Origin of the sequence: Desulfobacterium sp. N47 (assembly GCF_051233685.1) — a bacterium.
In the GTDB taxonomy this organism is placed as follows: Bacteria; Desulfobacterota; Desulfobacteria; order Desulfobacterales; family RPRI01; genus RPRI01.
On the sequence record NZ_JBAMMY010000065.1, the window covers coordinates 1 to 11,917 of the forward strand.

Genomic DNA, 11,917 nt, shown 5'->3' on the forward strand with positions numbered 1-11,917 from the left:
GAAAACGTTTTCTGTAGAGGTTTAAGGATGTCGTTAAGAATAAACATTTTTAAAGTTGCTCCTTTCATAGGGGATATCAAAAAATTACGAAGATATCCTCTCATGAAAAGGGAGGAAAGTCAAGCAAAAGTTGACGTAAGTACTTGAAATACTTGGCATATAAATTGCAATGCATTTTACATGCCATCTTTTTATGTTTTGTGAAAAAATATCGCAAAATTTTAAAACCATGTTTGAACGGCTTCAAAAACAGTGAAACTTTAGTTAAACTATAATAAATACTTTTTTATAAATTTTTTGAAATAAAAAGGGAACTCCCCGAAAATTGCGTTCAATGAGTTATGCAAAGCTCTCTCGGCGGGCGCAAAAGTTATGAGTATTTTACATATTTGCACAACAGATATGTAAAATCTGTTATATTTGGTATCGGCAATATCTATTTTGACCTTATTTTTTTGTCATGAATACCGTGAAGGATAATTTACAAGATTGTTACGATATATTGTCAGAAGAACTTCCATGCAGGTCATTTCTTTTAGACAGCTGCGGGCTTGCGCCAATTCCTTAACGTTTTGAAAAAGGCCCATAATTTTAACTAAATTGAATTTGAGATTATAAAGATGAATATAAAAAAAGAAAAATATAGTCAGCAAGGTTTTACTCTGATTGAGATATTAATCGTCGTGATTATAATCGGGCTTATTGCTTCTCTGGTCGCACCTAATCTTATGAGCCGTTTTGAGAGATCTAAAGAAGAAATAGCAAAAGCTCAGGTAGAGATGCTTTCATCAAGCGTTATGTCTTTTAAGCTCGATATGAACCGTTATCCCACAAGTTTTGAGGAGCTTACAAAGTCAACAGATCCCAAATGGCGTGGGCCTTACCTTTCTAAAGAAACCATCCCCAAGGATCCGTGGGGGCAGGATTATCAATATAAAGTTCCAGGTGATCATGGAGCGTTTGATATTTTTTCACTTGGTGAAAAAGGTAAATTTGATGAAAATTCTGCAAGGAACTGGTAATTGGTGCTAACTCAGATTTTGAAAAATTGCTGCAATGTGACTGATGAAGACATAAACAAGGCTCTTAAACTAAGACAAGAACTCGGGGGAAATGTTGGACAGATTCTTGTCCAGATAGGGGCAATAACTGATGGCCAGTTGACGGAGGCTTTATCCAAGGAGTTAAGAATTCCTCTTTATACCGAGGAATGGGCAGAGGACGAGGTTGTTATTACTTATCTCGAAGAAAAGTTGTCTTACGGTTTTCTTATTAAGAACAATTGCCTGCCGGTAAAAATTGATCATGACAATAAAATAATCCAACTTGTAACCAATAATCCTTTTAATTATCCGGTTTTCGATTATATTTTTAATAAAGTTGGTTATTCTGTTCAGATTAATCTTGCCACGGAACAGTCAATTAAGGATTTTGCACGGAATTATATTTCTACTCAGGATAAAGATTTTGTTTCATTGACTGTAGGCGATGATACCGAAAAGCTAAAAGAAATGGCTTTCGAGGCCCCGGTGATCAAGTTTCTCAATAATCTTCTCAGCAAAGCAGTTGAAACCCGATCTTCAGATATCCATATTGAGTCATCAGAAAAAACCTATAGGGTCCGCTTCAGAATCGACGGTATTTTGCAGGATATAGATTTTTTGGAAGAGGCATTTTATCTTGCTACCGTATCCAGAATAAAACTGCTTGCCGGACTAGATATTGCCGAAAACAGGCTGCCGCAGGATGGTAAATTCACAACAAAAATCGCTTCCAGATTTCTTGATATCCGCGTCTCAACCATGCCGACCATAGGCGGAGGCGGAGTGGTTATGAGGCTGCTGTACAGGGAAAAAGTCTCTTTCGATCTCGAATATTTGGGATTGGAAGCGGATCATAAAGAAATCGTTGTCAACCTTTTGTCTCACCCTTATGGAATATTGCTTGTTACAGGACCAACCGGTTCGGGGAAAACAACAACCATTTATTCTATGCTTACCCGCCTGAACAGCAAGGAGCGTAAAATCATCACAATTGAAGATCCTGTGGAATATCAATTGGAAGGGATAAATCAGATTCAGGTTAAAAGCGAAATCGGTTTGACTTTCGCAAGTGCTCTGCGTTCTATTTTAAGGCATGATCCGGATATTATTATGGTTGGAGAAATCAGAGACAGAGAGACGGCGGAAATATCTATTCAATCAGCATTAACCGGTCATTTTGTTCTTTCCACCCTTCATACCAATGATGCCCCCAGCAGCCTTTTCAGGCTTGTTGAAATGGGCCTGCCCGATTATCTGCTGAATGCATCTCTTGTTGGTGTGGTTGCCCAGAGGATTGTAAGAAAGAACTGTTCATACTGCAGCGAGGTTGTAGATCCACCGCCCGATCACATTTTAAAAGAATATGGGTTCAATGAACTTGAGAATCGGTTCGGCAGGATGCTGGATGGCGGGCTGAAATTTATGCGGGGTAAAGGTTGTCCGCATTGTGCGAAAACAGGTTATCGTGGTAGAATTGCAGTATTTGAATTATTTCAATATACCGATGAACTTAAAGAGGTTTTTCTTAAAAAGATGTCTCTGGAGTATATCAGATCCGCACTGCGCGAAAAAGAGAATTTTCGCATTCTCCGTGAAGATGGAATACTGAAGGTAGCCAAAGGATTAACTACTATCGAAGAAGTGCTGAGGGTATGCTGATGGAATTTGCTTACCGCTCGCTTGACCCTGCCGGACAGGAAAGTCGGGGCAGCATTACCGCAGCCGATTATGCTGCAGCACTGGAAATGCTGAAAGCTCGGGGGATAGTTGTGACCGGTCTGACCGAAAAGAAGGCCAGAGCCGGTTCCTGGTTTGCTGTTAAGAGGAACTTTAATGACGAGGATATGTATAATATTGCCCGTGAGATGAGCACTCTTTTACGGTCCGGCATGCGGATTGATAAGGCATTTGATATACTTATTCACGCTACTGAGAAACAGGATCTCAGGGAAGTTTTATTGCGGATTATTGCGGATATTAAAGCAGGCAAAGGGGTTGCACAGGCTTTTGATAATACGGGCCGCTTTGGTCCGTTGGTTATAAGCATGATTCATGTAAGTGAAGCGGTAGGTGAATTGCGGGAGGCCTTCGAGAATATTGCAAGATACCTGCGGTTTCAGATTCAGTTCAGAGCGGAAGTAAGAAACGCCATGAGCTATCCGGCGTTTCTTGTTTTTGCGAGCGGTGTAACTTTTTTTGTAATATTTCAATTTATAGTGCCAAGGTTTTTCAGTATTTTCGGACCTCAGGGTACACGACTTCCTCTGCCGGCCAAGGCGCTTTATGCTATCAGCGGGTGGTTTAATTTTACAAGCATTGGTATTATGGCCGGACTGGTTGTCGGCTTTTTAGTGCTCAGACGTCTGAATCCAGGCAAGATCAAGGCGCCAAACCTTTATCACTACCTTATTTTCATCCCAATTATCCGAAAACTCGTCCTGAATCTCGAGATGTCAAGATTTTCATACTCCATGTACACAATGCTTCAAAGTGGTGTGGAATTTATTAAAGCTTTGAAGCTTTCTTCAGCTTTGATTCAGAATGAACAGATTAAAGGGCCGATTGCTTCTCTTGTCGGTCAGATTAAAGAAGGCAAGAAGATAGCTGATGTTTTTGAGCAGGTACATATTCTGCCGCCGATAGTTCCGAATATGATCAGGGTCGGTGAGGAAAGTGGAAATCTTAAAGATATATTTCTTGAACTTTATCAAGTATTTGATGAGCGTTTCCGAAATGGGATTAAAAGGCTGTTGAGTCTGTTGGAGCCTGTGATTATTATCGCGATGGGGTTAATTGTCGGATTCATTGTTATAACTCTTATTCTTACAGTTATGAGCGTAAGCAACATCAAGATGTAACTAAAAAGTAGATTCCGTGAAATCATTTCCTATGAGTTATTCAGAGGGTTCAAACAAAAAACGGTCTCAAAAGGGATTCACATTGATCGAATTATTGATCGTCATTTCTATAATCGGCATTATGCTTACAGTCAGCCTGCCGGTCTCTTTTGCGATGTATTCACGATATACGGCTGATCTTAAGGTCCAGGAGATCATGGTTTATCTCTCTGATATGCGCCTGGATTCATTTCTTTACAGCGAGAGCAAAATTATAACCTCGGTTAATGATGATCTTGTGATCAACGGAAACCCAAAGGCCTTTGATGATGTTCGTATCCGCGTTGATTCACCCATCGAATTTTATAAGAATGGGACAACATCCGGCGGCTCCATTAAACTGTATGCAGGAGATTATATTTTTAATCTGCAAGTTGAAGCCCCGCTTGGGGGTTTGACTGTAACGGCGGCCGGATAATAATGACTCTGAAGAGTGAGAAGGGTTTCCTGGTTCTGGAAATTCTTATTGCCGGCTTGATTCTTACTGCCGGAATAGCCACGACTATGTACCTTTTCCGGATAGGTTACACATATCTGGAGCAGGCCCGGAAGTCAAATATCCTCTCTTCCAAACTTATTCAGACTTCGGGTCTTTTTAAGTCCCTTGATCTTAATCAAAAAACAGGCACCGAAGATCTTGGAGACGGTGTAAATCTCACGTGGGAGGCAAAGTTACTCGAAACGTCCCGGCCCGTCCAGACGTATGGTGATAATCCGGCTAGCTCCTTACATGAACTCTATCTATATGAAGTGGATTTCAGCTTAAGCTATCAGGATGTCAAACGGGATTATATAGTCAATGTGTTTCGTTATAAGCCCTTATTTTCACCTGAAAATCTTTAGGCAAAGATCTTGAATAAGTATTGTAAAGGTTATACGCTTATTGAAGTTCTTGTAGCTATGGCTATTTTTACGGCTATGATGATGCTTGCCGGCGCTGCTTTGAACCAGGGACTCAGCCAATATCACGGACTTCTGGAAAAGGGTCTCGACTTCTGGGATTATGCAAAAAAGATCTCGCTTGACAAAAGCTTTAATTCTGCTGTCGACTATTATGTTTTTACAAGAAGCGACCAATGGTTTCCTTATTTTAAGGGTGACCGGGATGGTGTGTCCTATGTCTCACTGGCGCCTTTTGCCGGCGACCTTCCGGTAGTTGTCCGGATCAAAATTGAAAATCAGAATGATGGGAAAAAATCACTTGTTTATTACGAGCTGCCCGTTTATACAAAATCTTATGAAGATATAGACAGGGAAGATGTTTTCGGCGATTACAAGAAAGGAAAATCCTTTAAAATCCTTGAGAACATCGAAAATGTTGAATTTAAGTTCTATGGGTATGATTTTATTACAAAGAAATCCGAATGGAGTGACAGCTTCGACGGGCGCAAAAAAAAGCTGCTTCCCTCATTAGTAAAGATATCTTTTACCGGTAAAGCGGAGCGAAGCTCCTTGTATTGCAGTATCAATCTCAATTCCAGAGCAAAAATGCTATATAATGAAAGATTTCCGCGATAACAAAGGTTCTGTTACCATACTTATGGTAATGATTACAGGCGTTATTATTGTTGTCGGCCTGGGTTTCAACTGGCTTGTCAAAGAACATCTGAAAGCTTCGGATGGACTGAAGAATAAAGCGGAAGCGATTATAAAGGCTCGCTCTGCTTATGACACCATCATTTATCAAATTTTAAACGGGCGTGTATCTCAGAAGGAAACCCTGTTTGCCGGGGGGCAGAATTTTTCCGGGCTGAAGTCGCTGCCTTTGAACAACAGTAAAGTATTGATGGCCGATGATATTTATATCCAGGCTCAGGACAGCAACGGCATGCTATCTCTTGCTACCGTCAAAGAAGCAGCCTTAAGGCAACTGATAATAAATATCGACCCGGCTGGTGATAACAGTGGTTTCGTGGATAGTTTTCTTGACTGGATGGATGCGGATAATTTTTCCCGCACAAACGGTGCGGAAGACTTTTACTACCAGGGAAAGGGTTTGCCGTGGAAACCGAGGAATTATCCTCTGCAGTACAAGGAAGAAGTAACAATGATAAAGGGAATGAACGATAAGCTTTATGGTAAAATTGAGCCCTTTCTTACCATGTTGCCTTCGACCGGTTTTAACCCTAATACTGCCGGCGATGCCGTTCTTATGGCCTATCTGAATATTAACGAAGATACTTTAAAAACGCTTCGGGATTATATGGCTATCAAGCCGGTCTCATCTGATACCGAGCTTTTTGCCTTAACAGGACGCCATATAGTGCTCGAAGAAGGGATATATTTCTTTCCTTCTTTATATATGGACATTAAAGTTACAGTCGGCAGGCCCAGGAGTTTTTATACCATCCGTTCAGGTATAAGTATGATTCAGAATTTGTCTGTGCCATACAGTGTTTTCTACTGGATCGAGGAATAATCCTATGAAAAAGATTTTGGCTGCCTATTGGCATAAAGACAAGCTTGACGTGTATCGGTATGATAAAGGCAAACCTGCCCTGCATGCCTCCGGCATCATTGATCAGCTTAAGCCGGTAAGAAGCCGGCTGCATAAGATGGTTCTTGTTGTCGGCAGAGAAAGACTTATGCATCTTTGCAAACGATACCCGCCTGCTCCGTTTGCAAAGTTAACCAATGCGGTTAACATGGAGATCAAAAATCTTTTTCCCCTTTCAAAACCGGCCTTTTACTGTCGTGTCGCCAAAACATACAGTACCTATACCAATATGGATATATGGGCCTGGGAATCAGATCAGTATGAGAATATCAAATCGGTTTTTCCATTCCATTACGTATTGCCTGAAGATCTCGCCTTTGATGCAACGGATACCCGGGTTACGATTTATCCGTTCCGGGACCGGATCAATATGACAGCTAATGCCAATGATCGTTTTCTGGGGGCTGTTTCATTACCGAAAGCACGATTTGACGCACGTGATCTGTCCCAATTTCTATTAAGCCTTGCTCAAGACGATGAAGAAATTAAAAAGCTGGTTATTTACGGGTTGCCGTCTTTTCAACCGGGGGGAGAATTTCAGCATGAAATAATCCGGATACCGGACAGTCCGGTTCCTCCATGCATAGATAGAACTTATTCTCTGGATCTCCGGTCATTTAAGGTCGGAAGCGATATTGGCTTTATGCCTGGTATCGATCAGATGCTGGTATTGAGGATAGTGCTTTACATTGTTTTGGGATATGCTCTTATGCTTTCTTTAACATGGAAAAACTATGATAAGGCTGCCGCTGTTTTAAAAGGCAGAACCATGGAAATAAACAAAAAATTGGCGGCTGTGGATCAGACGCAACCTCAAAAAGATTACTCACCGGTTATAAAGGAAGTAAAAGAAAAGCTGAAAACGGGACCTTTGCCGCTTAATGTGATGACCATGCTTGCCCGCCGCCTGCCGGAAGGAAGTTTTATTACCAGGCTTGTTTGCAATGAAAATAATATTGATCTTACCGTTTCTGCAAAAGATCCCCTGGCCGTTCTTAAGGCGCTTAGTGTTGATAAAGATATTAAGAAGATCGGAGTCAAGGGTGCGCCGTCCAAGGCATCCGGCACAGGGGTATATAATATCCTGATGACTTTGGAGTTGAAATAATTTTTATAATGGAAGAAAACAGCAAACAAAAAAAAATCAGGCTTATCGGCATCCATATTATTTTAATTCTTGCTCTGTTACGTTTTCTGGTATATCCATTGCATGGAGTTGTTGCAGCGAAGAAAGCCGTTTTTGCAGAGCAGTATGAAGCCTATCAGCTCAGAAACAGCCTTCTGGCCCGACAGATTGCACAGCCTGAAAGAAAAGCTAAACCTGTTATAGATAAGAGTGCGGTAGATACTTACCTGTATGATAAAGAAAAAGGCATCTCTTACATACAGGCTGATGTTCTTGAGTGGCTCATTGCATATGCACAGGAAAAGGGGCTGACGGTGCTGAATTTTGAGCTGCCGGAGGCGTCGGCAGGTAAGGATTTAACCGAAATTTCTGTCCTGATTCGTTTGTCAGGAAATGCGGATGCATTGATTGATACGCTTAAAGTTGCAGGCGAGCAAAAACGGGCTTTGAAGTTGAAAAGCCTGGAAATCACCAGAAGCGGTAAAGGTCTTGCGATGTTTCTTACCATATCTGCTTTCAGGATGGAAATATGATCCGGAAATTTGCTCCCGATATCATCAGCATCTGTTTGGTCGCCCTTGCTGCCTTTATGCTTTCCGTCCGGCCGAATGTGAACAGGGATATTCACCAACGAACTGTTTTGCCCAAAGTTATTCAACAGAAAATTTCTGCTGCAGAAGTGGAAGACAAGAGCAACTCCGGAGCAGTTGCCTCTTATAAAGAGCTTGAAGCAAGAAATCTTTTTTCTGCAAACGGGAGCTATGCAACAGACGAAAAAGCTACGGAAATCGTCATTCCTGAAAATCCTTATACCTTAATCGGTATTCTCATGGGAAAAGAAGCAAGAGCTCTTTTCCGTGATTACAAAGGTTCGGTTATTTATATGAAAGCAGGAGACAAAATGCTTGACGGATCCGTTATAGCCGAAATAGACCGCACTTTCGTAAAACTCAGGATGGGCGAAGATGAGAAGATACAGAAGATATTTAATATTCAAAGTTTGGTATCAGGTGCAAAGAAATAATGAAAATCAATAAAACACGCATCACCGTTTGTATATTGCTGGTCCTTTTTGCCTGTGGTTGTGCTTTGACAAAACCGAATAGTAACCCGGTTGCATTGGTGAATGAACCGGCAGTTCAAAAAAAAGAGACAATTGCCCAAATCTCCCCGGAAGCAAAAGCGGAGGAAACAAAAGTAAAAGAGCCCGGATACGAGGTTCTGCAACCTCCGGTCTTTCAAAAAACTTCTCCCGAAAAAGAGCTTCCTCCAAGGGAGCCTCTGGATACAAGCCATCTGGCGCTGGCCAAAGACCCGGTAATGATCAATGTGGAAAAAATGCCGCTTTCTGATTTTGTCATCTATGCTCTTGGAGAGACCCTGAAAGTTACATTTGTCATGGATGAGAAAATTATGAACAGCAAACAGTCCGTAACGCTTAACATGCCTCAGGCAATGCCTGCAGGCCGGGCTCTTGATATAGCTATCGGTATGTTTGAAAAATACGGCCTTTGCGTAGAGGAAAAGGCAGGGGCTCTTTATGTTCTTGCCAAACCTTCCGAATCAAAACAGCCCTTCGATATTAAAATGGGCAGAGATGTTCAGGACAGCCCGGCGGATATTTTGCAGGTTGTTCCCCTCAAACATATCAGATCCTCCGATATAGAGCCGATCATAAAAGATATTTATAAATCAGAGGTTAAGATTAAACCATATGGAAGAGAAAACGTGCTGCTTTTCTATGGCCGGGCTTTTGATATAAAGCAGGTTATGTATTTAATTGAAACCTTCGATGTCCCGACCCTCCAGGATAAAAAACTCCTTTTGTTGCGGCTTACCTACTGGCAGCCTGAAGAATTCACAAAACAGATTTCTAAAGTTCTTGAAGGAATTGGTTATACAATAGCTGCTTTTCCAAAATCTCCCGGACCTTATTTTCTACCTATCAAACAGTTAAATGCTGTTCTTGTGGTATCTCCGGATGACACCACTTCCCAGTATATCCTGTCGTGGAAAGAAAGGTTGGATTCACCCGAAGCTGCCGGAACCGAGGAAAAAGTTTACACATATATCCCGAAATATTCTAAAGCATCGGATCTTGTGGAATCTTTGCAGAATCTTTATGGTATATCTGCATCTTCCCGTTCAGATACATCACAAAAAGGCGAATCAACGCAGCAGCAAACGTCCCGCACGGGGACAAATACTTCTTCTCAGACCCGTCAGATTTCCCTTCCTTCCGGTTTGAAGATCGCGGCAGATGATACAAAAAACATAATAATGATAATGGCATCACCATCTGTTTACAGGGACTTGCTTACTCTTTTAAGGACTCTCGATAAACCGGCAAAACAGGTTCTTATTGAAGCAACCATTGCAGAGCTGACACTCTCAGATGATTTGCAGTATGGTCTTGAATGGTATATAAACAACACTTTGCAGGGAGGAGCATATACACTGGGCACTTCAGGAAATCTGGGCTTGTCGGCCTCCGGTCTTGCCTTTAATTTTATCAGTGAATCTAAAAAAGTAAAAGGCCTTATCAGCGCCTTTGCTATTGCCGGGAAGACCAATATTCTTTCAACACCCCGCCTGATGGTTATTGACAATAAAGAGGCAACAATACAGGTTGGTGAAGACGTACCTACGGTTACAAGCCAGGTTACATCCACCGAAAGCACGATAACTTCAACAAATCTTCTCCAGAGCGTTCAATACAGAAATACCGGCGTTATTTTGCGTGTTAAACCGACCATAAACACAGAAGGCCTGCTTACTCTGGAGCTTTCTCAGGAAGTTTCGGAAACAGGTGAGAAGGGAGTTGCCGGTTCTCCTGTTATCTTGATGAGAAAAATAAATACTACTGTTGTGATAGCTCAGGGGCAAACACTTTTGCTTGGTGGTTTAATGAAAGAAAAAAACACTACAGGGGAAAGCAAGGTTCCCGGCTTGGGGGATATCCCGATAATCGGTAACCTGTTTAAAGCTACTTCCAAGACGAAGAACAAGACGGAGCTGATTATCCTTGTGACCCCGACCATAATATCGAACGTGGATGATGCCACCAGAGTTACAGCGGAATTCAGGAAGGAACTTAAGTGGTTAAAATAAGCAAAAGCAAACTGCAATGGATACTTTTTTTTTCCGTCGCAGGTTTTATATATTGTCTTATAAACTTTCTGTGGCCTGATTCTTTACTGTGTTCATCCCAGGGTTGCAAGATATATGCAAAATTTACTTTTTTGCGCCTTTCCTATTATCATTACGGAGCAGGATATTTTATTTTTCTATCCTCTTTCTATCTGTATGGTTACCGCAAAAACAGCTTTAAGTTTTTTGATCGGCTTTTAGTTTTTGGTATAGTTATTAATTGCGGACTATTAATCTGGCAGGCGCTGTTTATGCCGTGTCCGTCCTGTATTACCGTTGCAGCTTTGTTGGGTTTTATCTTTTTTATTCATTTTCATAATAAACAGATGCCCTTAAAACCTGTTTGGACTTTTTGCTTTTTGCTGGCGCTTTTTAGTATTTTTAAAACCGGAATTTTGAACCCCAAACCGATTTACGGTAGTTCTGATGCGCCTGTAAAACTTTTTATTTCACCAGGTTGTAGTGCGTGTTTGGAAATGCTGGGTGATATTCAGCAAAACACATATTTGCTAAGCAAGACAGCTATTTTCCCGGTTGCAAAAAATAACAGCGATGTGATAAAATTATTAAAGTTTAGGAAGATGATAGAAAATGGGACAGAACTTAAAGATGCGGTAGACAGGTTGAATGATTTTTCCGGCTCGGACGATTCTCTCTTTATCAGGACAATAAGCTGGATAAACAAGGCATATCTTGTCCGCAACGGATATTCACAGGTGCCTGTGCTGATGACCACAATAAGCAATGTTCTTGGAGAGGAAAAGACTGATACCTGGGATATATTCAAAAAAAGCCCCTCAAAAGGGTGCGGTTTTGAAGAAAAAGAGTGTGAATGACTATTTGGTTTATCAAGGAGAAAGCCAAGCATATCTATCATACATATTTCTTCTCAGATAAGAGGAGTTTTTAATTGTTTCTCCATAAAAAAAATGGAATGTTTCACTGATTTCCATTTAGAAAAGAGGATGCTCCAATGATTCCCTCTTAGAAAAAGGGATGCTTCTCGGATTCCCTCTTAGCAAAGGGGGACTAAGGGGGTTGTATAAAAAGAGGGCTATAATTAAAATCTAAAGTTTCACTGTTTTTGAAGCCGTTCAAACATGGTTTTAAAATTTTGCGATATTTTTTCACAAAACATAAAAAGATGGCATGTAAAATGCATTGCAATTTATATACCAAGTATTTCAAGCACTTACGTCAACTT

General features: G+C 41.1%; 12 protein-coding genes. All 12 read left to right on the top strand.

Annotation, left to right across the window (positions count from 1 at the left end):
• Positions 1-620: 620 nt before the first annotated feature.
• The 12 genes from gspG to VXK47_RS03825 all read left to right on the top strand — a co-directional run bounded on the left by gspG (position 621) and on the right by VXK47_RS03825 (position 11,549).
• Positions 621-1,022 (top strand): type II secretion system protein GspG, encoded by a 402-nt coding sequence (gene gspG, locus VXK47_RS03770; RefSeq protein WP_435547435.1) that lies wholly within the window; start codon positions 621-623, stop codon positions 1,020-1,022.
• Between the two features lie 3 nt (positions 1,023-1,025).
• On the top strand, positions 1,026-2,702 hold the full coding sequence (locus VXK47_RS03775; RefSeq protein WP_435547436.1) for a GspE/PulE family protein: 1,677 nt from the start codon (positions 1,026-1,028) through the stop codon (positions 2,700-2,702).
• Positions 2,702-3,901 (top strand): type II secretion system F family protein, encoded by a 1,200-nt coding sequence (locus VXK47_RS03780; RefSeq protein WP_435547437.1) that lies wholly within the window; start codon positions 2,702-2,704, stop codon positions 3,899-3,901. The genes VXK47_RS03775 and VXK47_RS03780 overlap by 1 nt, the downstream gene beginning before the upstream one ends.
• 31 nt (positions 3,902-3,932) lie before the next feature.
• Positions 3,933-4,358: a type II secretion system protein gene (locus VXK47_RS03785; RefSeq protein ID WP_435547438.1), complete on the top strand. Its 426-nt coding sequence runs from the start codon at positions 3,933-3,935 to the stop codon at positions 4,356-4,358.
• Between the two features lie 2 nt (positions 4,359-4,360).
• Positions 4,361-4,783, top strand: a complete 423-nt coding sequence (locus tag VXK47_RS03790) for a hypothetical protein (protein ID WP_435547439.1) — start codon at positions 4,361-4,363, stop codon at positions 4,781-4,783.
• A gap of 9 nt (positions 4,784-4,792) precedes the next feature.
• Complete coding sequence (locus tag VXK47_RS03795; protein WP_435547440.1) at positions 4,793-5,458, top strand: PulJ/GspJ family protein; 666 nt, start codon at positions 4,793-4,795, stop codon at positions 5,456-5,458.
• Positions 5,439-6,359 (top strand): general secretion pathway protein GspK, encoded by a 921-nt coding sequence (locus VXK47_RS03800; RefSeq protein WP_435547441.1) that lies wholly within the window; start codon positions 5,439-5,441, stop codon positions 6,357-6,359. Before VXK47_RS03795 ends, VXK47_RS03800 begins: the two co-directional genes overlap by 20 nt.
• A 4-nt stretch (positions 6,360-6,363) precedes the next feature.
• Entirely contained in the window at positions 6,364-7,545 is a 1,182-nt protein-coding gene (locus tag VXK47_RS03805) for a hypothetical protein (RefSeq protein WP_435547442.1), read from the top strand.
• A gap of 8 nt (positions 7,546-7,553) precedes the next feature.
• The gene (locus tag VXK47_RS03810) at positions 7,554-8,096 is read left to right on the top strand and encodes a hypothetical protein (protein WP_435547443.1); all 543 of its coding nucleotides are present in this window, start codon (positions 7,554-7,556) and stop codon (positions 8,094-8,096) included.
• Positions 8,093-8,587 carry a hypothetical protein gene (locus VXK47_RS03815; protein WP_435547444.1) on the top strand — a complete coding sequence of 165 codons (495 nt, stop codon included), beginning with the start codon at positions 8,093-8,095 and terminating at the stop codon, positions 8,585-8,587. The genes VXK47_RS03810 and VXK47_RS03815 overlap by 4 nt, the downstream gene beginning before the upstream one ends.
• On the top strand, positions 8,587-10,674 hold the full coding sequence (gspD, locus tag VXK47_RS03820; protein WP_435547445.1) for a type II secretion system secretin GspD: 2,088 nt from the start codon (positions 8,587-8,589) through the stop codon (positions 10,672-10,674). The genes VXK47_RS03815 and gspD overlap by 1 nt, the downstream gene beginning before the upstream one ends.
• A 290-nt stretch (positions 10,675-10,964) precedes the next feature.
• Positions 10,965-11,549: a hypothetical protein gene (locus tag VXK47_RS03825; protein ID WP_435547446.1), complete on the top strand. Its 585-nt coding sequence runs from the start codon at positions 10,965-10,967 to the stop codon at positions 11,547-11,549.
• Positions 11,550-11,917 lie beyond the last annotated feature (368 nt).

Excerpts from the sequence above, each read along its gene's own strand:
- gspG (WP_435547435.1), top strand. The coding sequence starts at position 621 with ATGAATATAAAAAAAGAAAAATATAGTCAGCAAGGTTTTACTCTGATT.
- VXK47_RS03780 (WP_435547437.1), top strand. The coding sequence starts at position 2,702 with ATGGAATTTGCTTACCGCTCGCTTGACCCTGCCGGACAGGAAAGTCGG.
- VXK47_RS03785 (WP_435547438.1), top strand. The coding sequence starts at position 3,933 with ATGAGTTATTCAGAGGGTTCAAACAAAAAACGGTCTCAAAAGGGATTC.
- VXK47_RS03790 (WP_435547439.1), top strand. The coding sequence starts at position 4,361 with ATGACTCTGAAGAGTGAGAAGGGTTTCCTGGTTCTGGAAATTCTTATT.
- VXK47_RS03800 (WP_435547441.1), top strand. The coding sequence starts at position 5,439 with ATGAAAGATTTCCGCGATAACAAAGGTTCTGTTACCATACTTATGGTA.
- VXK47_RS03805 (WP_435547442.1), top strand. The coding sequence starts at position 6,364 with ATGAAAAAGATTTTGGCTGCCTATTGGCATAAAGACAAGCTTGACGTG.
- VXK47_RS03810 (WP_435547443.1), top strand. The coding sequence starts at position 7,554 with ATGGAAGAAAACAGCAAACAAAAAAAAATCAGGCTTATCGGCATCCAT.
- VXK47_RS03815 (WP_435547444.1), top strand. The coding sequence starts at position 8,093 with ATGATCCGGAAATTTGCTCCCGATATCATCAGCATCTGTTTGGTCGCC.
- gspD (WP_435547445.1), top strand. The coding sequence starts at position 8,587 with ATGAAAATCAATAAAACACGCATCACCGTTTGTATATTGCTGGTCCTT.
- VXK47_RS03825 (WP_435547446.1), top strand. The coding sequence starts at position 10,965 with ATGCCGTGTCCGTCCTGTATTACCGTTGCAGCTTTGTTGGGTTTTATC.